The organism is Streptomyces sp. SD31 (assembly GCF_052068475.1).
In the GTDB taxonomy this organism is placed as follows: Bacteria; Actinomycetota; Actinomycetes; order Streptomycetales; family Streptomycetaceae; genus Streptomyces.
Genome location: NZ_JBQHCX010000005.1, coordinates 276,920 through 302,628, shown reverse-complemented (window position 1 = coordinate 302,628; position 25,709 = coordinate 276,920). Strand labels below are relative to the sequence as shown.

Annotated in this window: 22 protein-coding genes; 10 read left to right on the top strand and 12 right to left on the bottom strand. The window is 72.3% G+C overall.

Going from position 1 to position 25,709, the window contains the following annotated elements:
* Nucleotides 1-35 precede the first annotated feature (35 nt).
* From ACTMVF_RS13360 to ACTMVF_RS13350, 3 genes are read left to right on the top strand one after another with little or no spacing between them, the layout of a single operon-like run.
* Entirely contained in the window at nucleotides 36-476 is a 441-nt protein-coding gene (locus tag ACTMVF_RS13360; protein ID WP_441271204.1) for an SRPBCC family protein, read from the top strand.
* Nucleotides 473-1,051 carry a class I SAM-dependent methyltransferase gene (locus ACTMVF_RS13355; protein WP_441271203.1) on the top strand — a complete coding sequence of 193 codons (579 nt, stop codon included), beginning with the start codon at nucleotides 473-475 and terminating at the stop codon, nucleotides 1,049-1,051. Before ACTMVF_RS13360 ends, ACTMVF_RS13355 begins: the two co-directional genes overlap by 4 nt.
* 32 nt (nucleotides 1,052-1,083) lie before the next feature.
* Nucleotides 1,084-2,397: a lanthionine synthetase LanC family protein gene (locus ACTMVF_RS13350; RefSeq protein WP_441271202.1), complete on the top strand. Its 1,314-nt coding sequence runs from the start codon at nucleotides 1,084-1,086 to the stop codon at nucleotides 2,395-2,397.
* Here ACTMVF_RS13350 and ACTMVF_RS13345 read toward each other — a convergent pair.
* From ACTMVF_RS13345 to ACTMVF_RS13325, 5 genes are all read right to left on the bottom strand, one after another.
* Entirely contained in the window at nucleotides 2,343-3,500 is a 1,158-nt protein-coding gene (locus ACTMVF_RS13345; RefSeq protein ID WP_441271201.1) for an XdhC family protein, read from the bottom strand. The two genes, ACTMVF_RS13350 and ACTMVF_RS13345, sit on opposite strands and share 55 nt — an antisense overlap.
* A gap of 49 nt (nucleotides 3,501-3,549) precedes the next feature.
* Entirely contained in the window at nucleotides 3,550-5,007 is a 1,458-nt protein-coding gene (locus tag ACTMVF_RS13340; protein ID WP_441271200.1) for an NCS2 family permease, read from the bottom strand.
* A gap of 180 nt (nucleotides 5,008-5,187) precedes the next feature.
* A complete protein-coding gene (locus tag ACTMVF_RS13335; RefSeq protein WP_441271199.1) occupies nucleotides 5,188-7,572 on the bottom strand; it encodes a xanthine dehydrogenase family protein molybdopterin-binding subunit in 2,385 nt (794 codons plus the stop codon).
* A gap of 2 nt (nucleotides 7,573-7,574) precedes the next feature.
* Nucleotides 7,575-8,180 (bottom strand): (2Fe-2S)-binding protein, encoded by a 606-nt coding sequence (locus ACTMVF_RS13330; protein WP_441271198.1) that lies wholly within the window; start codon nucleotides 8,178-8,180, stop codon nucleotides 7,575-7,577.
* The gene (locus ACTMVF_RS13325; protein ID WP_441271197.1) at nucleotides 8,180-9,079 is read right to left on the bottom strand and encodes an FAD binding domain-containing protein; all 900 of its coding nucleotides are present in this window, start codon (nucleotides 9,077-9,079) and stop codon (nucleotides 8,180-8,182) included. Before ACTMVF_RS13325 ends, ACTMVF_RS13330 begins: the two co-directional genes overlap by 1 nt.
* Nucleotides 9,080-9,456: 377 nt before the next feature.
* Between ACTMVF_RS13325 and ACTMVF_RS13320 the strand changes: the two genes are divergently transcribed.
* Together ACTMVF_RS13320 and ACTMVF_RS13315 are read left to right on the top strand one after the other, a co-directional pair.
* Complete coding sequence (locus ACTMVF_RS13320) at nucleotides 9,457-11,130, top strand: PucR family transcriptional regulator (RefSeq protein WP_441271196.1); 1,674 nt, start codon at nucleotides 9,457-9,459, stop codon at nucleotides 11,128-11,130.
* A 178-nt stretch (nucleotides 11,131-11,308) separates the two neighbouring features.
* Nucleotides 11,309-12,082 (top strand): hypothetical protein, encoded by a 774-nt coding sequence (locus ACTMVF_RS13315; RefSeq protein ID WP_441271195.1) that lies wholly within the window; start codon nucleotides 11,309-11,311, stop codon nucleotides 12,080-12,082.
* Nucleotides 12,083-12,404: 322 nt separating this feature from the next.
* Here ACTMVF_RS13315 and ACTMVF_RS13310 read toward each other — a convergent pair whose 3' ends face one another.
* A complete protein-coding gene (locus ACTMVF_RS13310) occupies nucleotides 12,405-13,253 on the bottom strand; it encodes a GntR family transcriptional regulator (RefSeq protein WP_441271194.1) in 849 nt (282 codons plus the stop codon).
* Nucleotides 13,254-13,407: 154 nt separating this feature from the next.
* Between ACTMVF_RS13310 and ACTMVF_RS13305 the strand changes: the two genes are divergently transcribed.
* Both ACTMVF_RS13305 and ACTMVF_RS13300 read left to right on the top strand, forming a co-directional pair.
* Entirely contained in the window at nucleotides 13,408-14,259 is an 852-nt protein-coding gene (locus ACTMVF_RS13305) for a (2Fe-2S)-binding protein (protein ID WP_441271193.1), read from the top strand.
* Between the two features lie 305 nt (nucleotides 14,260-14,564).
* A complete protein-coding gene (locus ACTMVF_RS13300; RefSeq protein ID WP_441271192.1) occupies nucleotides 14,565-15,611 on the top strand; it encodes a DUF2637 domain-containing protein in 1,047 nt (348 codons plus the stop codon).
* Between the two features lie 83 nt (nucleotides 15,612-15,694).
* Here the strand turns inward: ACTMVF_RS13300 and ACTMVF_RS13295 are convergent, their stop codons facing one another.
* Entirely contained in the window at nucleotides 15,695-16,177 is a 483-nt protein-coding gene (locus ACTMVF_RS13295; protein WP_441271191.1) for an ATP-binding protein, read from the bottom strand.
* Nucleotides 16,178-16,754: 577 nt separating this feature from the next.
* Nucleotides 16,755-17,372, bottom strand: a complete 618-nt coding sequence (locus ACTMVF_RS13290) for a hypothetical protein (RefSeq protein WP_441271190.1) — start codon at nucleotides 17,370-17,372, stop codon at nucleotides 16,755-16,757.
* A 255-nt stretch (nucleotides 17,373-17,627) separates the two neighbouring features.
* Here ACTMVF_RS13290 and ACTMVF_RS13285 point away from each other — a divergent pair, with 255 nt between their 5' ends.
* Nucleotides 17,628-18,881, top strand: coding sequence for a helix-turn-helix domain-containing protein (locus ACTMVF_RS13285; RefSeq protein ID WP_441271189.1), 1,254 nt, complete (start codon nucleotides 17,628-17,630; stop codon nucleotides 18,879-18,881).
* 21 nt (nucleotides 18,882-18,902) lie between these two features.
* On the opposite strand, the gene ACTMVF_RS13280 is transcribed toward ACTMVF_RS13285, so the two are convergent.
* Nucleotides 18,903-20,264, bottom strand: coding sequence for a protein phosphatase 2C domain-containing protein (locus ACTMVF_RS13280; protein ID WP_441271188.1), 1,362 nt, complete (start codon nucleotides 20,262-20,264; stop codon nucleotides 18,903-18,905).
* Between the two features lie 576 nt (nucleotides 20,265-20,840).
* On the opposite strand from ACTMVF_RS13280, the gene ACTMVF_RS13275 reads away from it, so the two are divergent.
* Both ACTMVF_RS13275 and ACTMVF_RS13270 read left to right on the top strand, forming a co-directional pair.
* Nucleotides 20,841-21,824 carry a helix-turn-helix transcriptional regulator gene (locus tag ACTMVF_RS13275; RefSeq protein WP_441271187.1) on the top strand — a complete coding sequence of 328 codons (984 nt, stop codon included), beginning with the start codon at nucleotides 20,841-20,843 and terminating at the stop codon, nucleotides 21,822-21,824.
* Nucleotides 21,825-21,895: 71 nt separating this feature from the next.
* A complete protein-coding gene (locus tag ACTMVF_RS13270) occupies nucleotides 21,896-22,378 on the top strand; it encodes a DUF456 domain-containing protein (RefSeq protein WP_441271186.1) in 483 nt (160 codons plus the stop codon).
* 35 nt (nucleotides 22,379-22,413) lie between these two features.
* Here ACTMVF_RS13270 and ACTMVF_RS13265 read toward each other — a convergent pair whose 3' ends face one another.
* The 3 genes from ACTMVF_RS13265 to rsgA all read right to left on the bottom strand — a co-directional run bounded on the left by ACTMVF_RS13265 (nucleotide 22,414) and on the right by rsgA (nucleotide 25,571).
* Entirely contained in the window at nucleotides 22,414-22,923 is a 510-nt protein-coding gene (locus ACTMVF_RS13265) for a methylated-DNA--[protein]-cysteine S-methyltransferase (RefSeq protein ID WP_441271185.1), read from the bottom strand.
* Between the two features lie 2 nt (nucleotides 22,924-22,925).
* Nucleotides 22,926-24,395: a DNA-3-methyladenine glycosylase 2 family protein gene (locus ACTMVF_RS13260; RefSeq protein ID WP_441271184.1), complete on the bottom strand. Its 1,470-nt coding sequence runs from the start codon at nucleotides 24,393-24,395 to the stop codon at nucleotides 22,926-22,928.
* Between the two features lie 63 nt (nucleotides 24,396-24,458).
* Nucleotides 24,459-25,571, bottom strand: a complete 1,113-nt coding sequence (gene rsgA / locus ACTMVF_RS13255; RefSeq protein ID WP_441271183.1) for a ribosome small subunit-dependent GTPase A — start codon at nucleotides 25,569-25,571, stop codon at nucleotides 24,459-24,461.
* Nucleotides 25,572-25,709: the final 138 nt, after the last annotated feature.

Below are 25,709 nucleotides of genomic sequence, written 5' to 3'. Positions count from 1 at the left end.
GCCGATGACCAGTTCCGATTCCCTAGGATCGCTCCGTGGTCACCTTCCTCCTCGAACGCACGGTTCCCCTCCCCCTCGACGAGGCGTGGCGCCGCCTGACGGAGTGGCCCCGGCACGGCGAGGTGGTCCCGCTGACCCGTGTCACGGTCACCACGCCCCCGCCGACCCGCGTGGGCTCCCGTTTCGTGGCCCGCTCGGGAATCGGCCCGCTCGCGTTCGACGACCCCATGGAGGTCACGACGTGGGAGCCGCCGGGTGAGAACGCTCCTGGTCTGTGCCGGCTGGAGAAGCGGGGCAAGGTGGTGACGGGCTGGGCCGAGATCGAGGTACGGCCCGGGCCGGGCGGACGCGCGCGCGTGGTGTGGCGCGAGGAACTGCGGGTGCGCCCGCTGCCGGGGCTGTTCGACGGCGTACTGGAGCGGGCGGCGCGGTATGTGTTCGGGCGCGCGGTGAACCGGCTGCTGAGGCAGCCATGACGCCGGTCACGCAGGCCCTCTGGGAGGACCACTTCGCGCGGGGACGGGGCTTTCGGGGCGTCAGGGAACAGGAACTTCGGCTGCTCGGCGAGGCGGTACGGCCCCGCGCCGGCGCCCGGGCCCTGGACATCGGCTGCGGGCTCGGCACCTACGCCGCCGCGCTCGCGGGCCTCGGCTACGACACGCTCGCCGTCGACTGGGCGGACGCGGCGGTCTCGGCGACCCGCGACCGGTACGCGGATCTGGAGCCGCGCCTGCGCGTGCGCCGCCTGGACTTCGAGGACGCGGACGAGGTCGCGGCGGCCCTGCCACGGGCGGGATTCGACCTCGTGACCATGCGACTCGTCCTGGCCTTCATGGCGGACAAGACGGCGGTCGCGGAACGGGTGCGGGGGCTGCTGGCGCCGGGCGGGGCCTGGGTGGTGACGACACCGCTGGCGGAGCGGCTGCCGCGGGAGCGCCGGTACATCGGGGTGACGGCCGAGGACGTGGCGGCCGTGACGCAGGGGTGGGGGCGCGGGGAGTGGTACGACCTCGATGCGGGCGGGGTGCGGTGCTTCGTGCTGCGGGGCTGAGTCCCGCGCGGCGCGCCTGACAGATTGGTGCCATGACCGAGACAGGGGCAACGAGCGTGGCGCCGGACGAAGTTGAGGCATTGGCGGTGGACGGTCTGCGGTGGCTGCTGTCCGTCGCGCGTGACAGCGGGGGCGGCGGCCTCGTATGGCCGAGGAGGCCCTCCGACGACGAGCCCGATCCCCTGCTCTACGGCGGTACGGCGGGAGTCGTCCCGGTGCTCCTGGAAGCATGGCGGCACTTCGGCGACGACTCCTACGCGGACGCCGCCCTCCGAGCGGCCCGCGGTCTGGCGGACTCCGTCGAGACCTACGAGCACGACTCCCTGTACTTCGGCCGCACAGGAATGGCCCTCGCGCTGCGGGCCGTCCACGACGACCTCGGTGACACCGCCGCCGGCGCCGCCGCGGACCGGGCCCTGGATTTGGTGCGCTCACGCTTCGACGGGACACGCTGGGGCGAGCTGTTCGAGCTGATGGGCGGCAACGCGGGCATCGGCCTCGGTGCGCTCCTCACCGGGCAGGAGGACCTGGCCGTGCAGGCGATGGAGCCCTATGCCCGCACAGCCGAGCAGACCCCGGCCGGGATCCAGTGGCAGCATCGGCCCGGCGCGCCCGCCCGCATGCATCACATCTCACACGGCACGCTCGGCATCGTGTACGGCCTGGCCGCGGTGGGCCACGCGACCGGCCGAAAGGATTTGGTCGAACTCGCCCTGGCCGGTGCCGCGGACGTCGTGTCGCGCAACGAGGACGGGCCCGACGGCTTCCTCGTCCCCCACTCCGACCCGCACCACCGCCCCGATGTGGTCGAGCGGTACAACTACGGCTGGTGCCATGGCCCGACCGGTGACGCCCAGGTCTTCCGGTTGCTGAGGGACCTGCTCGGCGACCCCACCCCCTGGTCGTCCCTCACCGACCGCTGCTGGCACACCGTCACGCACTCCGGTGTGCCCCGCCGTCTGCGCCCCGGTTTCTGGGACAACAACGGCCGCTGCTGCGGCACGGCGGGCGTGCTGGCGCTGGCCTGCGACCGGATCGCCGAGCAGGGAGACGGCCACGGCTTCGCCCAGCTCCTCGTCGCCGACCTCGCCGCCCGCGCCACCCGGGACGCCGACGGCGTCCGCTGGTCCAACGTCGAGCACCGGGCCACCCCGAGCGACCTCGAAGCGGAGACCGGGTGGGCGATGGGCAACGCGGGCATCGTCCGCGAGCTCCTTCGTTACGTCAGGATCGGCCGGGGCGGCGACCCGGCCTACGCCTTCGCCTGGCCCGACCAGCCGGCACCCCGGGCTCAGGCCACCGACCCGATCCGCCCCGCCGGCGTCGACGAGGACACCGCGTCGTGATGGATCGGCGTGTGCGCGCCCGTCAGTGAGACCCCGCTCCCGCCCCGCCGGTTGGCGACGATCTCCGCGGCGATCGACAGGGCCGTCTCCTCGGGCGTACGGGCGCCGAGATCCAGCCCGATGGGCGACCGGAGCCGTGCCAACTCCAGGTCGGTGACGCCGACTTCGCGCAGCCTCTCATTGCGGTCCAGGTGGGTGCGGCGGGAGCCCATCGCGCCGACGTACGCCACCGGCAGGCGCAGCGCCAGCCGCAGCAGCGGTACGTCGAACTTGGCGTCGTGGGTGAGGACGCACAGGACGGTACGGGCGTCCACGGAGGTCCGTTCCAGGTACTGGTGCGGCCACTCCACGACGATCTCGTCGGCCTCCGGGAAGCGGGCCTTGGTCGCGAAGACGGGGCGGGCGTCGCACACCGTCACGTGGTAGTTCAGGAACTTGCCGATCCGTACCAGCGCCGACGCGAAGTCGATCGCGCCGAAGACGATCATTCGGGGCGGCGGGACCGAGGACTCCACCAGGACCGTGAGCGGGGCGCCGCAGCGCGAGCCCTGCTCGCCGATCTCCAGGGTGCCGGTGCGGCCCGCGTCCAGGAACGCGCCCGCCTCCGCCGCGATCGTGCGGTCCAGCTCGGGGTGGGCGCCGAAGCCGCCCTCGCAGGAGCCGTCGGGCCGGACCAGCAGCGCCCGGCCCATCAGCTCGCCCGGCCCCGACACGATCCGTGCCACCGCCGCCGCCTCGCCGCCCGCGGCCGCCCGCAGCGCGGCCGCGAGCACCGGGCGGGCCGGGTCGGCGGCCCGTACCGGCGTGACGAGGATGTCGATGACGCCCCCGCAGGTCAGGCCGACGGCGAAGGCATCCTCGTCGCTGTAGCCGAAGCGCTCCAGGACCGTCTCGCCGTCCTGCAACGCCTGTTGGCACAGCTCGTACACCGCGCCCTCCACACAGCCGCCGGAGACCGAGCCGATGGCCGTGCCGTCGGCGTCCACCGCGAGCGCGGCGCCGGGTTGGCGGGGCGCGCTGCCGCCGACCGCCACCACGGTGGCCACGGCGAAGTCACGTCCCTGCTCGACCCACCGGTGCAGCTCTTCGGCGATGTCCAGCATCTGTCGGTCTCCTTAACAGCGGTTGTGCGGAGGGCGGTCCAGTGACTGGCTAGTGCACGCCCATCCAGCTCTCAATGGGATTGAGGGCGAAATAGACCAGGAAGATGCCTGTCAGGGCCCACATGAACGCCCCGATCTCCCGAGCCTTGCCCTGCGCGGCCTTGATGGCGACGTACGAGATGACACCGGCGGCGACACCGGCCGTGATCGAGTACGTGAACGGCATGATCACGACGGTGAGGAACACCGGGATCGCGGTGGCCCGGTCGGACCAGTCCACGTGCCGCGCGTTCATCATCATCATGGCGCCGATGACCACCAGGGCGGCGGCCGCGACCTCGCCCGGCACGATCGCCGTCAGCGGGGTGAAGAAGAGGCAGGCCGCGAAGAACAGGCCGGTGACGACCGAGGACAGGCCCGTACGGGCACCCTCGCCCACGCCGGTCGCCGACTCGACGAACACGGTCTGGCCGGACGCGCCGGACACGCCGCCGATCGCGCCGCCCGCGCCGTCGATGAACAGCGCCTTGGACAGGCCCGGCATCCGGCCCTTGTCGTCGGCGAGCTTGGCCTCGGTGCCTACGCCGATGATCGTCGCCATCGCGTCGAAGAACCCGGCGAGGACGAGCGTGAACACGATCATGCCGACCGTCATCGCGCCGACCTCGCCCCAGCCGCCGAACTCGACGTTGCCGAAGATCGAGAAGTCGGGCATGGAGACGGCGCTGCCGTGCAGTTCGGGTGCGCCGCTGGCCCACTGCTTGGGGTCGATGACGTCGAGTGCGTTGAGGGCGACGGCGAGGACGGTGCCGCCGACGATGCCGATCAGGATCGCGCCGGGGATGCCGCGCGCCTGGAGCATGAAGATCGCGAGAAGGGTGACCGCGAAGAGCAGGACGGGCCAGCCGGCCAGTTCACCGGCCGGGCCGAGGGTGACCGGGGTCGCCTCGCCCTGGTGCACGAAGCCCGCCTTGTAGAAGCCGATCAGGGCGACGAACAGGCCGATGCCCATGGTGATCGCGTGCTTCAGCGCGAGCGGGATCGAGTTCATGATCATCTCGCGCAGGCCGGTGACGACCAGCAGCATGATGACCACGCCGTACATCACACACATGCCCATGGCCTGCGGCCAGGTCATCTGCGGGGCGACCTGCGAGGCCAGGACACCGGAGACGGAGAGGCCGGCGGCGAGGGCCAGGGGCACCTTGCCGAAGAAGCCCATCAGCAGCGTGGTGAAGGCCGCCGCGAACGCGGTCGCGGTGATCAGGGCCTTCTGGGCGAGGGTGTCCCCCGCCGCGTCCTTGCCGGACAGGATCAGCGGGTTGAGCAGGAGGATGTACGCCATCGCCATGAAGGTGGTGATGCCGCCGCGCACCTCGCGCGCGATCGTGGACTCTCTCTTGGATATGTGAAAGTACCGGTCGAGCCAGGACCTGCCGGCCGGGACGCGGGTGCCTTCTCCCGCGTCTTCGGCTGTCGTCGCCGGCTCCAGTGACTGCTGGGTCATGTGGGCCTACTCCCAAGGTTCATAGGGACACCCGCATCTCCAACCGCCGTGGCGGCTGCGGGATTTGGGAAGGTGCTTCGGCCGCACGACCCGGGGGACGGCCCGAGACGAACGATCTGGGTACTCCGGGCGGCGCGGCGAAGTGTGACGTTCCCGGTGCCGCCCGGAGAGACTGGTGACTTACGCCGTGCCCGTGAGGTGTTCGGGCCGTACCGGCGTGCGGTTGAGCTCCAGCCCGGTCGCGTTCCGGATCGCCGCGAGGACGGCCGGGGTCGACGACAGGGTGGGGGCCTCGCCGATGCCGCGCAGCCCGTACGGGGCGTGCTCGTCGGCGAGTTCGAGCACGTCGACCGGGATGATCGGCGTGTCGAGGATGGTCGGGAGCAGGTAGTCGGTGAAGGACGGGTTCCTGACCTTCGCGGTCTTGGGATCGACGACGATCTCCTCCATCACCGCGATGCCCATGCCCTGGAGGGTGCCGCCCTGGATCTGGCCGAGGACGGACAGCGGGTTGAGCGCCTTGCCGACGTCCTGGGCGCAGGCCAGCTCGATGACCTTCACCAGGCCGAGCTCGGTGTCGACCTCGACGACGGCGCGGTGCGCGGCGAAGGAGTACTGGACGTGGCCGTTGCCCTGGCCGGTGCGCAGGTCGAAGGCCTCGGTGGGGCGGTGCCGCCACTCGGCCTCGACCTCGACGGCCTCGCCCTCCAGCACGTCCACCAGGTCGGCGAGGACCTCGCCGCCGTCGGTGACGACCTTGCCGCCCTCCAGCAGCAGCTCCGCCGTCGCCCAAGCCGGGTGGTAGGAGCCGAACTTGCGGCGCCCGATCTCCAGCACCTTCTCGCGGACCAGCTCGCAGGAGTTCTTCACGGCACCACCGGTGACGTACGTCTGCCGCGAGGCCGACGTCGAACCGGCGCTGCCCACCTGCGTGTCCGCCGGGTGGATCGTCACCTGCGTGACGCCCAGCTCGGTGCGGGCGATCTGCGCGTGGACGGTGACACCGCCCTGGCCGACCTCAGCCATGGCCGTGTGCACGGTGGCCACCGGCTCCCCGCCGACGACCTCCATGCGCACCTTGGCGGTGGAGTAGTCGTCGAAGCCTTCGGAGAAGCCGACGTTCTTGATGCCGACCGCGTAGCCGACACCGCGTACGACGCCTTCACCGTGCGTGGTGTTGGAGAGCCCGCCCGGCAGCTGTCGTACGTCCGCGCCCTCGCTGCTCTCCCACTGGCGCTCGGGCGGCATCGGCATCGTCTTGACGCGGCGCAGCAGTTCGGCGACCGGCGCCGGGGAGTCGACCGGCTGCCCGGTCGGCATGATCGTCCCCTGTTCCATCGCGTTCAGCTGCCGGAACTCCACCGGGTCCATGCCCAGCTTCTTCGCCACCTTGTCCATCTGCGCCTCGTACGCGAAGCACGCCTGGACCGCGCCGAAGCCGCGCATGGCGCCGCAGGGCGGGTTGTTGGTGTAGAGGGCGATGGCCTCGATGTCGACGTCGTCGACCACGTACGGGCCGATGCTGAGCGAGGAGGCGTTACCGACGACCGCGGGCGACGCGGAGGCGTACGCGCCACCGTCGAGCACGATCCGGCACTTCACATGGGTGAGCTTGCCGTCCTTCGTGGCGCCGTGCTCGTAGTGGAGCTTGGCGGGGTGACGGTGGACGTGCCCGAAGAAGGACTCGAAGCGGTTGTAAACGATCTTTACGGGCTTCCCGGTCCGCAGCGCCAGCAGACAGGCGTGGATCTGCATCGACAGGTCCTCGCGACCGCCGAAGGCGCCGCCGACGCCGGCCAGCGTCATCCGCACCTTCTTCTCGGGCAGGCCGAGCACGGGCGCGATCTGGCGCAGGTCGGAGTGCAGCCACTGGGTGGCGATGTAGAGGTGGACGCCGCCGTCCTCGTCCGGCACGGCGAGGCCGGACTCCGGGCCGAGGAAGGCCTGGTCCTGCATGCCGAAGGTGTACTCGCCCTTGACGATCACGTCCGCCTTCTTGGCGGCCTCCTCCGCGTTGCCGCGGATGATCGGCTGGCGGTGCACGATGTTCGGGTGCGGGACGTGGCCGCTGTGGTGGTCGTCGCGGTTCTCGTGGATGAGAATCGCGTCCGGGGCGGTCGCGGAGGCCTCGTCGGTGATGACGGGCAGCTCGCGGTACTCCACCTTGATCTTGGCGGCGGCGCGGCGCGCGGTCTCCGGGTGGTCGGCGGCGACGATCGCGACCGGCTCCCCGTGGTGGCGGACCTTGCCGTGCGCGAGGACCGGGGTGTCCTGAATCTCCAGGCCGTAGTTCTTCACCTCGGTCGGCAGGTCGTCGTACGTCATGACGGCGTAGACGCCCGCCATGGCCAGCGCCTCGCTCGTGTCGATGGACACGATCTCGGCGTGGGCGACGGTGGAGCGCAGGATCTGACCCCAGAGCATGTCCTCGTGCCACATGTCGGACGAGTACGCGAACTCGCCGGTGACCTTGAGGGTGCCGTCCGGGCGGAGCGTCGACTCACCGATGCCGCCCTTGGTCTGGGAGCCCTGCGTGATCTTCGTAGGAGCGCCGTTGGTGGGCATGCTCAGACCGCCTCTCCCTGCCGGGCGGCCGCCAGGCGGACCGCGTCCATGATCTTCTCGTAGCCCGTGCAGCGGCACAGGTTGCCCGACAGGGCCTCGCGGATGTCCGCGTCGGTCGGGTTCGGGTTGCGCTCCAGCATCTCGTCGGCGGCGACCAGCAGACCCGGGGTGCAGAAGCCGCACTGGACGGCGCCGGCGTCGATGAACGCCTGCTGGATCGGGGAGAGTTCGGTGCCCTCGCCGGTCTGCGAGTCCTGCCCCTTGGCGGCCCACTGCTGAGCGTCCTGGAGCGAGGTGCCCGCCTTCCCCTCCGCGCTGCCGCAGGCTCCGGTCGCACAACCCCCGTGCTCGGCACGCTGCTTGGCGAAGTCGGCCAGCCCCTCGACGGTCACGACCTCACGGCCCTCGACCTGCCCGGCGGCGACCAGACACGAACACACCGGCACACCATCCAGCCGGACCGTGCAGGACCCGCACTCACCCTGCTCACAGGCGTTCTTCGACCCCGGCAGACCGAGCCGCTCGCGCAGCACGTACAGAAGGCTCTCGCCCTCCCAGACGTCGTCGGCTTCCTGCGGACGTCCATTGACAGTGAAGTTGACGCGCATCAGGCGACACTCCCCTTCTGATTGGCACGGCCGTCAGTGCCGCGGTACGACTCCCAGGTCCAGGTCAGCGTGCGGCGGGCCATGATGCCGACCGCGTGGCGGCGGTAGCTCGCCGTGCCCCGGACGTCGTCGATCGGGTTGCAGGCGCCGGAGCACAGCTCCGCGAACTGCTTGGCGACCGACGGGGTGATGATCTTGCCGTTGTCCCAGAAGCCGCCCTCTTCGAGCGCCGCGTTCAGGAACTCCTCGGCGGCCTTGGCCCGGACGGGCGTAGGAGCGGCGGAACCGATCCCCGTACGCACGGTCCGCGTCTCGGGGTGCAGCGCGAGCCCGAAGGCGCACACGGCGATGACCATGGCGTTCCTGGTCCCCACCTTGGAGTACTGCTGCGGCCCGTCGGCCTTCTTGATGTGCACGGCCCGGATGAGCTCGTCCGCTGCCAGCGCGTTGCGCTTCACACCGGTGTAGAACTCGTCGATCGGGATACGGCGGCTGCCGCGCACCGACTCGACCTCCACCTCGGCGCCTGCCGCGAGAAGGGCGGGGTGGGCATCGCCGGCCGGGGAGGCGGTGCCGAGGTTGCCGCCGACGCCGCCGCGGTTGCGGATCTGCGGGGAGGCGACCGTGTGCGAGGCGAGGGCGAGGCCCGGCAGCTCGGCGCGCAGGCTCTCCATGATCCTGCTGTACGGGACGGAGGCACCGAGCCGCACGCTGTCCTCGCCGACCTCCCACTCGTAGAGGTCGCCGATGCGGTTCAGGTCGAGGAGGTACTCGGGCCGGCGGTGGTCGAAGTTGATCTCGACCATCACATCGGTGCCACCCGCAATCGGCACAGCGGTGGGGTGCTCGGCCTTCGCGGCGAGCGCCTCCTCCCAGCTGGCGGGGCGAAGGAAGTCCATGACCGGCTCTCTTCTTCGTCTCGTGGGTCGTACGGTTTGAGCCAGATCAGGTGCGGCAGGCCCGGCTCGTTCATGTGCTGTTAACGCGCATTGACGTCAGTACACAGCGCCGTGCTCCACCGGGGTCAGTCACGGAAACCATGAAGGAGTTGGCTGGCCAGGCCGGGCATCTTGTAGATTCGTATGAACGGAGGTCATCAGTAACCTCCTCGTTTTTCCGTGGAAACGTGAGACACAGCCCTTGTGACCAGGGACACAGCCGGGACACACCTCCGCAGACGCCGGTCACCATGAACCGGCCCGCCGGACGGGCCACTCACCACACGACCCTCCTGGATCCATCGTAGATTTCGAGACAAAGAACGGCGGCGACGAGAATGCGGCTGCGCGCACTGCTGGACACCGACGCGCTGGGCCTCAAGCTGCTCGGCGGCGAGGAAGAGCTGGACCGCACCGTGCGCGGTGTGATGACCACCGACCTCAGGGACCCCAGCCGCTATCTCTCGGGCGGTGAGCTGGTGCTCACCGGGCTGGCCTGGCGCAGGAACGCCGCGGACTCCGAGCCTTTCGTGCGCATCCTGGTGCAGGCCGGTGTGGCCGCCCTGGCGGCCGGCGAGGCCGAGCTGGGCGACATCCCCGACGACCTGGTGCTGGCCTGCACCCGGCACCGCCTGCCGCTCTTCGCGGTGCACGAGTCGGTGGCGTTCGCGACGATCACCGAGCATGTCGTACGGCAGGTCAGCGGCGAGCGGGCCGGGGACCTCGCGGCGGTCGTGGACCGCCACCGCCGGATGATGACGTCGGGCCCGGCGGGCGGCGGCCCGGACGTCGTCCTCGACCTCCTGGGCTCGGACCTGGACCTGCGGGCGTGGGTACTGGCGCCGACGGGGCGGCTCATCGCGGGCTCGAAGGTGGGAGGCCCGGCGCTGCCCGCCGACATGTGCGCGAAGCTGGCGGCGGAACACCTGTCGGCCGCCCGCACAGCCCGTCGGGGCCCGCACCGCACGACCATCGGCGGCACGCCGTACTCGCTCTTCCCCATCCGCAGCAGCGGCCGCTCCCCACGGGCGGCGCGGGACGTGCGCGAGACGGTGCTGTCGGACTGGCTGCTGGCCGTGGAGGCGGACGCGAGCGACTGGCCCGAGGAGCGCCTGGACCTCCTCCAGGGCGTCACCCAGCTGATCGCGGTGGAACGCGACCGGCGCGACGCGGCACGCACGGTCCGCCGCCGCCTCGCCCAGGAGGTCCTCGAACTGGTCCAGACGGGCGCGGCACCCGCCGAGATCGCCGCCCGCCTGCGCGTCGCGGCCCCCGTCCTGCTGCCCGGTCTCGGCGCGGCCCCGCACTGGCAGGTGGTGGTGGCCCGGGTCGAGTGGGAGGGCGGCGACACCGAGCCCGGCCCGATCGCCCAATCCCTCCTGGAGGAGATCCTGGTCGACCCGCTCGCGACCGGCCCCGAACCCTCCGACCGCATAGCCGTGGCCCACACCGGCGACGAGGCCATCGCCCTCGTCCCCCTCCCCGCGGTCTCCTCGGAGCACGACGGCTCCGAAGCCGGCATCCACGCGGACACGCTCCTCGACTCGATCCGGGACGCGCTGTCGGCGGGCCTGGACGGCGACGGCCGGGTCACGCTCGGCGTGAGCGCCCCGGTGCACTCGGCGGAGGGCCTGCGCGGCGCCCTGGAGGAGGCCCGGCACGCCCGCCGGGTGGCGGCGGCCCGCACGGGCCGGGTCTGCGCGGCGGGCCACCAGGAGCTGGCCTCCCACGTCCTCCTGCTCCCCTTCGTGCCGGACGACGTCCGCCGAGCCTTCACGGCCCGCCTCCTGGACCCGCTGCGCGACTACGACCGCCGCCACCGCGCCGAACTGATCCCCACCCTGGAAGCGTTCCTCGACTGCGACGGTTCCTGGACCCGCTGCGCGACCCGTCTCCACCTGCACGTCAACACGCTGCGCTACCGAGTGGGGCGGATCGAGCAGTTGACGGGCCGGGACCTGTCCCGTCTGGAGGACAAGCTGGATTTCTTCTTGGCATTGCGGATGAGTTGAGCCCGCGCGAGCCCGCGCGCGGACGGCAACCGACGGCACCAAGTGCCGCCGCTGTCCCACGACTTTGTGAAATCCTTCACCCACCCTCTTGGCCGAACCCGGCGATCCGTGCTGAGATGCCGCCACCACTCAACAGCTCGATGGCGTGCTCGGGGAGGGCGAGGTGGCGTATACCGCCATGTCTGGTAACGGAACGACCGCCGACGACGATCCACTCCAGACCGCGGTATGGCGGCTGCGCTCACGCGCTTGCTGGTCGGACGCGGCGGCCCTGCTACAGCCGGTAACCGCGCAGACCGCGCTGCAGCGGGCGTCGCTGCTGGTGGAGCGCTGTCTCTACACCGAGCAGGGCTGGGAGGAGGCCGAGGACGCGCTGCGCACGGCCGAGGCGCTCGCGCACGGTGACGACGAGCGGGGCGCGGCCGCTTGTGAACGCGGGCAACTTGCGTACGCGTCCACACTGCACGGAGTGCGCGACCGGGCCGACGAGGCCCGTGCCGCCCTCGGCCGGGCGGCAGCACTGATCCCTCCGGGGGCGGCGGGCAGGGCTCTGCTCGACTTCCGCCGGGGGCTCCTGGCGGAGAACCTGGCGCGCTCGCCCCAGGCGGCCCGCGCGGCCTACCGCCGCGCACACGCCGGCGCGACGGCCCACGCCGACCCGCTGCTCCTCTCCTTCACCTGGCGCCACCTGGCCGGACTCGCCCTGCGGGACGGCGAGTTGGCGGAGGCCCGGCACGGCTTCGCCGAATCCCTCCGCATCCGCGAGGAGTTGGGCTACCTGGTGGGCACGGCCCCCGCGCTGGCATCCCTCGCCGACGCGGAGACCGAACCGGAGGCCTCACGTCTGCGCGACGAGGCCCGCCGCCTGTTCCGCCTCCTGGGCGGCGTACCGACCTGGCTGGCCCGCCAACTGGCCCCCACCCCACCACCCGCGGAAACAGCCACGGCGTGACAACAGGGCGACCCCGCCGCCCCTACCCACCTCATCCCCCAGGGGCTGCCGCCTCTTCACCCCGCCCCTGGGGGCTGCCGAAGGACCGTCAGGCGACGAACGCGTAGCCCCGCGGGCCCGCAGTCGCCCACGGCGGGAAGGGGACGTGCCGGGGGGTGTCCGCCCGCAGAGTCCGGTGTCAACAAACGGCACCTCTCGCCCAACGCCCACCACCGGACCGAGGACGGACACCCCCCGGCACGGCCCCGACCCACAACCCACCCGCAGGCGCTACACGCACCCCCACCGAACAGCAACAGGCCGCCGCAGGCACCCCCGCCCGCTACCCCGCGAAGTGCTCCCCCACCAGCACCCGCACCACATCCAGCTCCCCAGCGATCAACGCGTCCAGCAGCGCCACGTGTTCCGCCGCGTCGGCGATGAGGTCACCCGGGCCCCGGCCGGACGGGAGGACGGCACTCACCAGAGGCCACTGGGCGCGGCGGTGGAGGTCGTCGGCGATCTGGACGAGTTGTTCGTTGCCGCAGAGGGAGAGCACGGCCCGGTGGAAGGTGCGGTCGGCCTCCGCGTACGTAGCCCGGCAGCCGGTCGACGCCGCCCGAACCGTCGCCTCCGCCAACGGCCGTAGGTCCGCCCAGCGTTCGGCAGGAACAGTACGCGCGAGCCGGAGCATCACCGGAACCTCGATCAGCGCACGGACCTCGGCCAGCTCGGCCAGCTCCCGGGCGCCACGCTCGACCACCCGGAACCCCCGGTTGGGAACGACCTCGACGGCCCCCTCCAACGCGAGCTGCTGCATGGCCTCCCGGACCGGCGTGGCGGAGACACCGAAGCGTTCGCCGAGGGCGGGGGCCGAGTAGACCGCGCCGGGAGTCAGCTCACCGGCGACGAGCGCGGTACGCAGGGCGTCGAGGATCTGCCCCCGCACCGAGGCCCGCTGAACGACCGGACGCGGCCGCGGGATCGGCGGCTCACTGTGCGTGTGCTCACCACGAGCCGCCGGCGCCGAGGCCCCGGCACCCCGCGCCCGGTCCATGTCCACACCAACGCCCACGCCCACGCCCACCCCCGCAGCCCGCCCCTGCGGCGGCACCCGCGGCACCCGCGGCGCCCCGGCCTCCGAGACCTGCGGAATCCCCGTAGCCGCGGAGCCCTGCGCGCCCTGCTTCACGGGTCCTCCTCCGGACGTGTCAGTACTTGGGGTCATTACGGCGGGTTGCTACCCGCCCGTCAAGCACCATAGGCGCAGAACTCGACAGTTCAAACCGCAGCGATCTTCGGTAAGGTAAGCCTTACCTTCAAAGTCTCACGGATCGGCGGCCCCCATGTCCGTGCCCCCCATAGCCCTCGCGGATGCCTACACCCGTCTCACCGAGGTCTTCCCGGGGCTCGACATCACCCAGCCACCCTCCGACGAGCAGCTCCCCAGCCACGACGGCTGGATCACCGCCGCCTCACTCACAGAGGGCGCCACCGGCCTCGACACATTCCTGGCCTGGGACGACGCACAGGTACTACGCGACTACGGAGTGCCCGCACGCCCCGACGTCGTCGCCAGTTTCGGCCTGCACCGGTACGCCTGGCCCGTCTGCCTGCTGATCACCGTGCCATGGTTCCTGCTCCGCCGCGTCCCCCGCTTCCCCGTGACGCATGTCTCGTACGACCGCACGGCCCCCGGCCTCGCGACAGGCCGCCTGGCCGCCCGCCCCTCCACCTTCGCCTGCCTGCCCGGCGACCCGGCGACCACCCTGCCCGGCGCCAGGGTCGTCCCCGACGAGGAGGCACTGCGCGCAGAGGTGCGGACCGCCGTGGCCGAACACCTGGAACCCGTACTCACCGGCTTCGGACCGCGTATGCGGCGACGCGGACGCGCACTGTGGGGCATGGTGACCGACGAGGTCGTCGAGGGCCTGTGGTACGTCGCCCACCTGCTCGGCGACGGCGAGCAGGACCGGGCGCGGCGCGAGCTGGAGCTGCTGCTGCCGGGCGCGACACAGCCGTACGTCGGCTCGGCGGCCTTTCGTGAACTCACCGGACCGGACGGCGAGTCACTGCCCACCCGGGACCGGGCGAGTTGCTGCATGTTCTACACACTGCGCCCCGAGGACACCTGCCCCACCTGCCCGCGCACCTGCGACGCGGACCGCGTCACCAAGCTTCTGACCGCCGCCAGTTGATGCCCCCTCAGACCGGGGCGCACGGCCCCGTGTCGTAAGATCACCCGCGAGCAGGAACCTCGTCACGGTTACAGGCGTTTCACAAATTCCTCACTTAGCACAGGAACTTTCCGTGGAACCACCCGTACGGGTAGTCTTGTTCGAACTCAACTCCCGCCCCTCAAGCGGCAGTTCGAGCAGAACGCCGCCCTGGGGCATCCCCTTGCACTTCCTTGGCGGCCTCTTGCCCCGAAACCCCCTGAGGGCCGTTGGGATTGGGCCACTATGGCGGGCGTTACGCCCTATCCCAATGCAAGGGACCCCAGATGAGATTGACCGAGATATCGCTGAACTGGCTGCTTCCTGGCGCCGTCCTGCTCCTGGGCCTGCTGGCGGCGATAGCGGTGCTTCGGCGCGGGAAGACCTCGGGGAAGGACGCGAACGCGGACGACTCGTGGGAGCGCAGCGAGGAGCGCCGTAGGCGCAAGGAGGCCATATACGGCACCGCCTCCTATGTGCTGCTGTTCTGCTGCGCGGCCGTGGCCGCCGCGCTCTCCTTCCACGGCCTGGTCGGCTTCGGCGAACAGAACCTCGGCCTCCACAACGGCTGGCAGTACCTCGTACCGTTCGGTCTGGACGGCGCCGCGATGTTCTGTTCCGTCCTCGCGGTGCGCGAGGCCAGCCACGGTGACGCGGCGCTCGGCTCCCGGATACTCGTGTGGACGTTCGCGGCCGCCGCGGCCTGGTTCAACTGGGTGCACGCACCCAGGGGCATCGGCCACGACGGCGCCCCGCACTTCTTCGCCGGCATGTCCCTCTCCGCGGCCGTGCTGTTCGACCGGGCCCTGAAGCAGACCCGCCGGGCCGCGCTGCGCGAGCAGGGTCTGGTGCCCAGGCCTCTCCCGCAGATCCGGATCGTCCGCTGGCTGCGGGCTCCCCGTGAGACCTACAAGGCCTGGTCGCTGATGCTCCTGGAGGGCGTGCGCAGCCTGGACGAGGCGGTCGACGAGGTCCGCGAGGACAAGCGGCAGAAGGAGGAGGCCCGCCTGCGCCGGCGCGAGCAGCAGCGCATGGAGCGTGCCCAGCTGAAGGCCATCAGCCGGGGCCACCGCGGCTTCGTCGGCCGCGGCGGCGGACGGCAGGCGGAGCAGCCGGCGGCCTTGGAGCGCGCCTCGGCCCAAGTCTCCGCGGAGCCTGCCATATCCACGCCGGAGCAGCTGCCTCCCGTGCGCACGCGTCCCTCACTGCAGCCCGTCCGCACCGGTTCTGATCCGGTGACCGTCGACCTCACCGCGGAGGACGACACCATGGCACTGCCGCGACTCGACTCCCTGGAGCGCAAGCTCAAGGACCTTGAGCAGCAGTTCGGCTGAGAACGCCTCTCATCGCCGGGAAGGGGCGCGACCCGCGGTTCGGGTCGCGCCCCTTCCCGCTGCCATACGGCACCTTCCCGCTGTCATACGGCGCCCGCGTCGAGTTCGAACCACACCGCCTTCCCCACGCCATGTGACCGCACACCCCAGGCGTCCGCGAGGGACTGGACCAGGATCAGGCCTCTGCCGTTCGTACCGTGGTCGGCGTTCGGTACGCGCGGTGTGGGCCTGCGGGCCACGAAGTCCCGCACCTCCACTCTGAGTCCGCCTGGTCCTACGGTGGCCGTCAGGACCGCTTCACGATCGGTGTGGACGAGCGCGTTGGTGACGAGCTCGCTGGTGAGCAGTTCGGCTATGTCCGATCGTCCGGGCCGGCCCCAGTGCCGTAACAGCTCGCGCAGCGCCCTGCGTGCCTCCGGTACGGCCCGCAGGTCCGCCCTCCCGAGTCTGCGCCTGAGCTGGGGCGTCCGCGTGAGCTCCCCCGCACTCGCGGCCTGGTCCTCCACCGTCTCCACCGCGGAGGCCCCGTACGCTATGGGACCGCCTCCTCGTGCCTGCCTCTTCATGACCCCCGCCCGCGTGCCGATGTCGGTTCCCCTCCTGGCTCGAACACGTTCACGGGAACCATTTCCCATAGGGACCGGTGCCAGTCATGTCGAATCGTCGACAACCAGGTGTTCGGCCACGGTGGGGGCGGCGCACGCCGGGTGCATGAAACCCGGAACGTCACCCACCGGACGCCCGGGAGGCGCCGTACGCGACGACCGGTCCGAGTCGGCCACCGGCCACGGCCGTGCTTCCGGGCCGATGGCGGGGCTTCCGGCGAGGGGAGGCGAGGCGGTTCATCCGCTCCGGTCGGGGGCGGCCGACCAGGGCAGTCCCGCACGGCTTCGAGCCGATGTGCGCACGGGCGTCGGGCGCGAAGGGGATCGGCCCGGCGGCCGATTCCCCGCTGCCGATCCGGCCGTATGTGACGCAGGCATGGGGCAGTTGAGGGCTCGGCGTCGAGGCGCCGTCGACGCCGACGCCCCCTGCGGAGCCCGCGGCCGACGAATCTGGCCGGAATTCGCTTGTTCAGCCGTAGTGAGTGCGGGGCCGCCCGCCCGACCCCCGTCCGGGAGGGCGGCCCCGCTGGCGGGGTGGTCAGTAGAGCTTGTCGACCGCGGTGGTGGTCGTCTTCTTGAAGGCCTTCACCGGCGCGTCCGTGAAGTCGCCCATCTGCCCCCACTTCACGACGGTGACGGTGCCGCCGTCCCGGCCGACGGAGAGGAGGTTGATGTCCATGGCGCCCCACGAGGCACGGGTGTGCACGCCGTGGACGCGGGCGCCCTCCTCGACCGGCAGGCTGCCGTAGCTCTTGTACTCGGCCTCGATCTCCGGGTCGGCGTCGCTGCGCAGGGCGCAGGACCGGATCTCCTTGTTCAGACGCGTGGCGAGGGCCTTGGCCTTGGCGTTGTCGCCGACGACGACGTTGAGCTGCTGGGCATTGGTCTCCAGGTCGGTGCGGAACGTGCGGTGGCGGGCGTCGTAGGCGAGCAGCGCGTCGCCGAGACAGCCCTGCATCTCCTCCGGGACGCCGTCGGCGACCTTGTCCGCGGTCCAGGCGGAGGAGGGGTGCGGCGGGAGTTGGGACGCCGACAGGAACTTGGGTGCGGGCGTCTTCGTCGCGGCTCCGGCCGGTGCGGCGGTGAGTGCGGTGCCTGCGGCGAGGCCCGCGACGGCGAGTGCGGCGAGTACGCCGGCTCGGGTGCGCTTGGGCATGGGTGTCCCCCGTGAGTGAGATGAGATTCGTGAACGATCAGGAAGTCGGCCGTCACCGACGCCGGATGGTCCGTCCGGCGCCCCGGGCCCCAGTCGGCCTGGTCGGTGCGACACCAGAAGCATCAGCCGTCACAGTCGGCGGGCGCAACCGTCGACGACCGATCCGCGACGGTGGAACCATCCCAGCCCTTCTGACGTGCAGGTATATGGAGTGCCTGGGATGCCGTCCCGGGACGGGGAGGATGCGGGGGCACAGTGTCGGAAGCGCAGGACGACGACGTCCAGGAGTTCGCGGCGTTACTCAGAAGCCTCAAGGAACGCACCGACCGCAGCTACGGTCAGCTGGCCCGCCGCTTGACCATGAACACCTCCACGCTGCACCGCTACTGCGCCGGCGACGCGGTCCCCCTCGACTTCGCACCCGTGGAACGCTTCGCCGCGCTGTGCGAGGCGACGCCGGAGGAGCGGCTGGAGCTGCACCGGCGGTGGATCCTGGCGGTGGCGGCACGACAGCGGGCCCGGACGGCGACTCCCCCGGCGGCGCCCGAAGAGCCGGCACCGGCCCAGCCTCCCCGCCGCCCCTGGTACCGCCGCCGACGCCTCCTGGTCTCCGCGGCCGTGGCGACGGCGCTCCTCGCCACGCTGGGCAGCCTCTCCGCCCTGCCGGACGACAACCCGCCCCGGGCGAGCGACTCCGTCCAGGGCGCCGATCCGACCGGTACGACCGACGCGGGCACTGGGCGCCCCAAGTCCACCAAGTCGGCGAGCCCCACCCCCACCACCGCGTCGCCCTCGGCCGGCGCGTCGAAGAAGCCCTCCGCCAAGCCCACCAAGCCCGCCGAGTCCGCCGCCGAGCCCTCTGAGGGAGCCGGCCGGCCGCAGTCCCCGGGCGGCGTCCCGCTCACCTGGAGCGCCAACTCCCATGTCTGGCAGGGCGGCTGCGGCCACGACTACGTCCTCGCCACGCCCCCGGAGCAGGTGCCCCCGCCTCCGGCCCCGCAGGACGCCGGGACCTGGGCGGCGGCCGAGAACGCCGTGCACGGGGGGCAGACCATGGTGGAGATCGCCGTGCAGGGGCGGACGTCGACGGCCGTCGTCCTGGAGGCGCTCCGGGTGCGCGTCGTCGGCCGCTCGGCACCCCTCGAGGGCACCTCATACGCCATGGACAACGGCTGCGGCGGCGCGCTGACGCCCCGTTACTTCGATGTCGACCTGGACAAGGACCGGCCCATCGCCCGCCCCGCCGACGGCAACGACACCGGCACCCCCATCCCGGCGATGAAGCTGCCGTACCGGGTGTCCGCCGAGGACCCGGAGGTGCTGCTGGTCGACGCGCGGACGGAGAGCTGCGACTGCGGCTGGTACCTCGAACTGGACTGGTCCTCCCAGGGCCGTACGGGCACCATCCGCATCGACGACCACGGCCGCCCGTTCCGTACGACGAGCGTCAAGGGCCTGCCGAGTTACGGGTACGACACCTCGGCCCGCAAGTGGGTGCCGTACACCTGAGCCATACCTCCGAGGGCAGGGCTACGTCTCCCACACTCCGGCGGCCGTACGGTCGTCGGCGTATCCCTTGACCCGGACCTGGGTGTCGGCGAGGAAGGCGGCGAGGCCGGGCGGCTCGGGGCCGGACCAGCGGGCGGTCAGGTGGGCGGCTAGTTCGGGTTCGCCGCGCAGGGGGTCGGCGAGGCCGCCGGTGCACATCAGGAGCGTGTCTCCCGGGCGGGCCACCGAGGCGCGGAAGCGGAAGGGTTCGCGGGGCGGCTCGGGGGCCGGGTCGTAGGGGCTCGGGGGTGTGGGGATGCCGAGGTCCATGGTGAGGCGGTCGCCCTCGGGCGTCTCGGCCGGCAATGAGCCGAAGCCGACGACGGGTTCGCCGGTGGCGTCGGTGACGCGGGGCTCTATGTCCTGCCACTCGCCGTCCCGCAGCCGGAAGAGTCCGCCTCCGCCGACGCCGAAGAAGACGCGGGTACGGCACGCGGGGTCGGCGGGGAGGAGGAGGCAGCGCAGGGTCGCCGCGTACTCCTCCGGTTCGATGCCCTGTTCGGCGGCGCTGGCGCGGAGCTTGCCGAGGCTGCGGTCGGTGAGGCGGTGCAGGCCGGACTTCAGGTCGCCGCGCCGTGCGGCCCTGATGTCCTCCGCGAGCCTCGGGTGACTGCGGCCGACGGCCCGGCCGATCCAGTGGCAGGCCTCGGCGGCGGCGCGGTGGGCGCCCGGAGTGGCCCGGGCGCCGGTTGCCATCGCCACCAGGACCAGGGCGTGGTCGCCGGTGCCGAAGCGGGCGGTGAGGAGGGAGTCGCGGCGCGGTTCGCCCCGGTAGCGGGCGGAGTCCCCGCGCAGGGAGACGGCCCGGAGGGTGCAGGCGCCGTAGTGGGCACCGTCCAGGACTGTGTCGGCGACCAGGTCGTCGAGGTCGTCGGGGTCCGCGGCCGGGAGGGCGGTGGGTTCGGCGGCGTAGGTGGGCGGGCCGTTGCCGACGTAGTCGAGGGGCTCCGGGGGAAAGGTGGGGAGGTCCGCGTGGATCGCCGTCCGGGGCTCGTCGTCACGCGCAGGCGTCGGGCGCTCCTCGGGCTTCTCGGGCTCTTCGGGCTCCTCCACGGTGAATCCCGGCGGCTTCGGCAGGCCCGCCGGGAAGGTGGACGGACCCGCCGCGGTATCCGTACCGGCCCTCGGCGGCGGTAAAACGGTGCCGCCCGTCCCGGACGCCACGGCCCCTGACGCCCCCGCCTCCGAGTCCGACCGGTGGTTCACGGCCCCCGCCGCCGAGGCGAACCGGTCGTCCAGTGAGTCGGGCGCCGCTGTCGGGCCCGTGTCCTCGGTGGCGTCACCGTACAGCTGCCCCCACCAGTCGTCCTCGTGACCGGTGGGCCTTCCCCCCTGCTGACTCATGCCCCTAATTGTCCACCGCACGGGCCGGATGAAAACGGGGCATCCGGAAAATCCGACCCGGTGGACCGACACGAAAGGCGTTGTGGGAGTGAGGTGTTGAACAGCCTTGCGATACACCGGGCCGCACAGGAGACGACGTCGCCGGGCGGTCCCACCCCCCACGGGAGAACCGCCCGGCGACTGCCGGGTGACCCGGGCCCGGATCCCCTTCGCACGCGTCAACGCACGTCCTGGGCCCGGGTCACGATCTCGGTGACCGAAGCGTCGCTCGCGCCGGTCAGGACGGCCTCGAGTGTGGCCTGCTCCCCTGTCGTTCCGCTGTGGTTCGCGACCGCCGTCGTACGAGTCCGTCCTCCGGCAACGTGTACCGCGAGAACGGCAGCGGTATGCCCGCGCCCGGGGCGGCGATCGCCGGCAGCCCAAGTGGGGCAAAGCGGGTGGTGGTTGATGCTGCGGTGGCGACACCTTGGCAGAGTGACGGGTGGTGCGGCGATGATGTGACGAGGCGGTTTTACGCCGTGGCCGTTTTCCGCCACGGAACGGACACCGGTGTTCTCTGGGGAGGGGCGCGGCCCGATGCTGGGAGTGATTGGTCTCGACGAGACGCATGAGTCGGCGTACCGGGCCCTGGTGTCGGTGGGCGCCGCCGACGTACCGGATCTCGCGCGACGGCTGACGCTCGGCGAGTACGACACGGAGCGCGCCCTGCGCCGTCTGGAGCGGCACGGACTCGCGGCGCAGTCCTCGGCCCGGCCCGGCCGCTGGGTCGCCGCGCCGCCCGGGGTGGCGCTGGGCGCGCTGCTCACCCAGCAGCGGCACGAGCTGGAGAAGGCCGAGCTGGCGGCCGCGATGCTCGCCGAGGAGTACCGGGCGGGAGCCGCCGAGCCCGCCGTGCACGACCTGGTCGAGGTGGTGATCGGCGCGGCCGCGGTCTCGCAGCGCTTCCTGCAGCTCCAGCTCGGGGCGAGCAAGGAGGTGTGCGCGCTGGTCACCGGCAGTCCCGTCGCCGTCACCGGCATCGAGAACGACGCGGAGGAGCAGGCCGCCGACCGGGGCGTCCGCTACCGGGTGGTCCTGGAGCGCTCGGTCCTGGACCAGCCGCACGGCGTCACCGAGCTGGCCGCCGCCCTCGGCCGCGAGGAGCAGGTGCGGGTCATGGACCAGGTCCCGACCAAGCTGGTGATCGCCGACCGGACCCTGGCCCTCGTACCGCTCACCTCGCACACGTCGGAGCCGGCCGCCCTGGTCGTCCACGCGAGCGGGCTCCTGGAACTGCTCTCCGGCCTGTTCGAGTCGGTGTGGCGGGAGGCGCTGCCGGTACGCCTCGGCCCGTCCGGCGTCACCGAGGAGCAGCCGGACGGGCCCGACGGCACCGACCTGGAGGTGCTGTCCCTGCTGCTGGCCGGCCTGACCGACGCGAGCGTGGCCAAGCAGCTGGACCTGGGCCTCAGGACCGTGCAGCGCCGGGTGAAGCGGCTGATGGAGCTGACCGGGGTGACGACCCGGCTGCAGCTGGGGTGGCACGCGTACGAGCGGGGCTGGGTGGCGCGGGAACGGTAGGGGTGACGGTGGCGCACCCCCGGCGACAAGGCTGATCTGCGCGTTCTCGTGAGCTCCGGCACTCTGGTCAGATGGGAGTGTCGGACCTCGCGCTGGTCGGACTGGTCCTCCTGCTCGGCCTCTGCGGAGTGCTGGTGCCCGGGGTGCCGGGGTCCTGGCTGGTGTGGGCCGCCGTCATGTGGTGGGCGCTGCAGGATCCCCAGCCGGTCGCGTGGTGGGTGCTCGTCGGGGCCACCGTCGCGTTGTTCGTCTCCCAGGTGGTGCGCTGGGCACTGCCACCGCGCCGACTGCGTCCGAGCTGGGCCGGCCGTCACATGGCGGTGTACGCGGGAGCGGGGTCGTTCCTGGGCTTCCTCCTGCTCCCCGTGATCGGCGCGATCCCCGGCTTCATGGCCGGCATCTACCTCGAGGAACGGTTCCGTCTCGGCCGCCACGGCGAGGCGATGGCGGCGCTGCGGACAGCGATGCGGTCGGGCGGGTCGAGTGTGCTGGCAGAGCTGTTCACGTGCCAGCTGATCGCGGGGGCGTGGGTGGGGGCCGTGATCTGGGGCTGAGCCCGTATGGCAGGCCCCCGGAGCCCGGAGGACCGCTAGAGCCTGCCCTCCAGCGTGAGCAGCCGCATCTTGCGTTCGAGGCCGCCCGCGTACCCGGTCAGCGAGCCGTCGGCCCCGATCACGCGGTGGCACGGGCGGACGACCAGCAACGGGTTGGCGCCGATCGCGCCGCCGACGGCCCGTACGGCGGCTCGGGAGGCTCCGATCCGCGCCGCGATCTCGCCGTACGTCGTCGTAGACCCGTAGGGAACATCGTCGAGGGCGGCCCAGACCCGCTCCCGGAACTCGCTGCCGGCCGTACGCAGCTCCAACTGGAACTCCTTGAGCTCACCCGCGAAGTAGGCGGCGAGCTGTTCCTCGGCCGCTCGGAAGAGCGCGGGGTCGCGCCGCCAGCCCTCCCGGACGGTACGGCCGCCCTTCTGGCCGGGCACGGAGAGGGAGGTCAGGGCGCCGGTCGCGGGGTCGGCGGTGAGGAGCAGCGGGCCGAGCGGACTGTCGAGCTCGGTGAAGTGGGTGGGGGTGGTGGTCGCGGTCGAGGTGGTCATGGTTACTCCAACTCCCCTGCTGCACGCAGGTGTTGTGAGGCGTAGGAGCGCCAGGGGCGCCAGCTGTCGGGGGCGTCGATGCCGGGCGGTGCGACGTCCGGGTCGCCGAGGGCGCGGGTGCGGATGACGGCGACGGTACGGGCGTCCAGGCCGGGCAGGCCGAGCAGCGCGTCGTGGGCCTCGTCCCGGTCGGCGCCCGGGTCCAGTCGTACGGCGCCGTCGGCGAGGGCGGTGGTGAGCGCGCCGAGGGGTCCGTCGGGCTCGGCCTCGGCGAGGACGGCTGCCTCGGGGAACAGGTGGGTGAGGCTGCCGCAGGGCGCGTCGAGCGCCTTGCCGTACCGTCGCACCAGCCGCTCGGCCTCCCCCGGCCCGACGAGCGCACGCACCGCCAGCTCCTCCGCGTCGGCGGCACCGGGTGACCGCAGCCCCGGCCGGGCGGCGACCGGCGCGGCGAGCCGGGGATCGGTGCCGAGCCGCTCGTCGACGGCGTACGGATCGGCGTCGAGGTCGAACAGGCGCCGCAGCCGCTGCACGGCCGTGGTCAGGTCGCGCGGGTCGGTGAGGTGGAGACGGGCGTCGAGCCAGCCGCCGGGGTGGGTGGGGGAGGCGGCGGTGCCCGGCACGGCGTCCGGCGCCGATGCCACCGTCGGTCCCCCACGGCGGGCCGCGGACGCCTGCCTCCCGCCGCCGCCCAGCCGCTCCTGCACCGCCACGATGGCGCTGCCGTGCGGCAGCCGGAGGGTGCGGCGGTACGTCCGCCGCCCCGGCGGCCCGTCGAGATCCTCGACGCCGGGCACGGCCTGTCGCTCCAGCAGGTCGAAGACGGGGCCGGCCTGGTACGGACCCCGGTACGCGAGGCGTAGCGGTATCCCGGCCGACGGTGTGCCGGCACGCCGGGCGCCGCGCCCTGCCCTCGGTGCGGCGGCGGCCCGTAGCTCGCTCGGCGTGGAGGCGTACACCTCCCGGATGGTGTCGTTGAACTGCCGCACGCTGGCGAACCCGGACGCGAACGCGATCTCGGTGATCGCCAGCTCGGTGGTCTGCAGGAGCACCCGCGCGGTGTGCGCGCGCTGGGCCCGGGCCAGCGCGACCGGCCCCGCACCGAGCTCGGCGGTGAGCTGCCGCTGGACCTGCCGCGCGCTGTATCCCAGCCGCGCGGCAAGCCCGGCGACGCCCTCACGGTCGACGATGCCGTCGCCGATGAGCCGCATGGCCCGGCCGACGACATCGGCCCGCACGTTCCACTCGGCGGACCCCGGCACGGCGTCCGGCCGGCACCGCCGGCAGGCCCGGAAGCCCGAGCCCTGCGCGGCGGCGGCCGTCGCGAAGAACCGCACATTGCGCCGCTTCGGCGTGATGGCCGGGCAGCTGGGACGGCAGTAGATGCCGGTGGTCTCGACGGCGAAGAAGAACTCGCCGTCGAACCGGGCGTCCCTGCTGCGGACCGCTTCGTACCTGGTGTCCTCGTCCATCACGCCCTCCAGTCTCCGCCGGCCGCGGGGGTGCGGCTGGCGGAAATCGGACGTGACGCTGCGCTACCGCCGACGGCCGGCCGCGCCCCGCTTGGCCTCCATCGCCGCCCGCCCCTCGGCGCCCTTGCGCTTCCAGTCCTTGCGGATCTCGGCCCGAAGCCGCGCGTCGGTCTTGGCCACGATCCGCTGGTTCTCCCGCAGCAGCTTCCGATAGCTCTCCAGCCGCCGCTCGGGCAGCTCACCGGCGTCGATGGCATCGAGCACCGCGCACCCCGGCTCGCTCTCGTGCGCGCAGTCGTGGAAGCGGCACCGCTCGGCCAGCGCCTCGATCTCGGCGAAGACCTGCCCGACCCCGGTCCCGGCGTCCCAGAGCCCGACACCGCGCAGCCCCGGTGTGTCGATCAGTACGCCGCCGCCCGGCAGGGCGAGGAGATTGCGTGTGGTGGTCGTGTGGCGGCCCTTGCCGTCGACGTCGCGGGCAGCCTGGACCTCCATCACCTCCTCGCCGAGCAGCGCGTTCGCGAGCGTCGACTTGCCCGCGCCGGACTGCCCGAGCAGCACGGACGTGCCCCCGCCCACGACCGCGGCGAGGACATCGAGCCCCTCCCCCAGCGTCGCGCTGACGGTCAGCACCGGCACACCCGGCGCCGTCGTCTCCACGTCCTGGACGAGATGCGAGAGCGTCACCGCGTCCGGCACGAGGTCGGCCTTGGTGAGGACCACGACCGGCTGGGCGCCCGACTCCCACGCCAGGGCGAGGAAGCGCTCGATACGGCCGAGATCGAGTTCGACGGCCAGCGAGACGGCGACGATCGCGTGGTCGATGTTGGCGGCCAGGATCTGCCCTTCGGACCGCTCGGAGGAGGTGGAGCGCACGAAGGCCGTACGGCGTGGCAGATACGTCCGTACATAGCGCGGGTTCCCGGCGGGTTCGACGACGGCCCAGTCGCCCGTGCACACGACCCGCATCGGATCGTGCGGAGTGACGAACGCCGTGTCGGCCCGTACGACGCCCTCGGCGGTGACGACGTCGCACTGCCCGCGGTCGACCCGGATCACACGTCCGGGAAGGAGCCCCTCGGGCTCGTAGGGGGCGAACTCGTCCGCCCATGCCTCGTCCCAGCCGTAGGGAGCGAGAGCGGAGAAAACGGATGAAGCAGCGGAGCTGGAAGTCAAGGGTGACCCTTCACAAGGGCGGCGCCCCGGCCGTCGCGCGCACGGGCGCGGAAGGAGTGGGTGTGTCAGCCGGTGGCCACGGAGGTGGACTTGATGGATTCCTGAATGCGGGCAGCGCTCGTCGCAAAGACAGCCATC

Coding starts and splice junctions, on each gene's coding strand:
- ACTMVF_RS13355 (WP_441271203.1), top strand. CDS start 473: ATGACGCCGGTCACGCAGGCCCTCTGGGAGGACCACTTCGCGCGGGGA.
- ACTMVF_RS13350 (WP_441271202.1), top strand. CDS start 1,084: ATGACCGAGACAGGGGCAACGAGCGTGGCGCCGGACGAAGTTGAGGCA.
- ACTMVF_RS13345 (WP_441271201.1), bottom strand. CDS start 3,500: ATGCTGGACATCGCCGAAGAGCTGCACCGGTGGGTCGAGCAGGGACGT.
- ACTMVF_RS13340 (WP_441271200.1), bottom strand. CDS start 5,007: ATGACCCAGCAGTCACTGGAGCCGGCGACGACAGCCGAAGACGCGGGA.
- ACTMVF_RS13335 (WP_441271199.1), bottom strand. CDS start 7,572: ATGCCCACCAACGGCGCTCCTACGAAGATCACGCAGGGCTCCCAGACC.
- ACTMVF_RS13330 (WP_441271198.1), bottom strand. CDS start 8,180: ATGCGCGTCAACTTCACTGTCAATGGACGTCCGCAGGAAGCCGACGAC.
- ACTMVF_RS13325 (WP_441271197.1), bottom strand. CDS start 9,079: ATGGACTTCCTTCGCCCCGCCAGCTGGGAGGAGGCGCTCGCCGCGAAG.
- ACTMVF_RS13320 (WP_441271196.1), top strand. CDS start 9,457: ATGCGGCTGCGCGCACTGCTGGACACCGACGCGCTGGGCCTCAAGCTG.
- ACTMVF_RS13315 (WP_441271195.1), top strand. CDS start 11,309: ATGTCTGGTAACGGAACGACCGCCGACGACGATCCACTCCAGACCGCG.
- ACTMVF_RS13305 (WP_441271193.1), top strand. CDS start 13,408: ATGTCCGTGCCCCCCATAGCCCTCGCGGATGCCTACACCCGTCTCACC.
- ACTMVF_RS13300 (WP_441271192.1), top strand. CDS start 14,565: ATGAGATTGACCGAGATATCGCTGAACTGGCTGCTTCCTGGCGCCGTC.
- ACTMVF_RS13295 (WP_441271191.1), bottom strand. CDS start 16,177: ATGAAGAGGCAGGCACGAGGAGGCGGTCCCATAGCGTACGGGGCCTCC.
- ACTMVF_RS13290 (WP_441271190.1), bottom strand. CDS start 17,372: ATGCCCAAGCGCACCCGAGCCGGCGTACTCGCCGCACTCGCCGTCGCG.
- ACTMVF_RS13280 (WP_441271188.1), bottom strand. CDS start 20,264: ATGAGTCAGCAGGGGGGAAGGCCCACCGGTCACGAGGACGACTGGTGG.
- ACTMVF_RS13275 (WP_441271187.1), top strand. CDS start 20,841: ATGCTGGGAGTGATTGGTCTCGACGAGACGCATGAGTCGGCGTACCGG.
- ACTMVF_RS13270 (WP_441271186.1), top strand. CDS start 21,896: ATGGGAGTGTCGGACCTCGCGCTGGTCGGACTGGTCCTCCTGCTCGGC.
- ACTMVF_RS13265 (WP_441271185.1), bottom strand. CDS start 22,923: ATGACCACCTCGACCGCGACCACCACCCCCACCCACTTCACCGAGCTC.
- ACTMVF_RS13260 (WP_441271184.1), bottom strand. CDS start 24,395: ATGGACGAGGACACCAGGTACGAAGCGGTCCGCAGCAGGGACGCCCGG.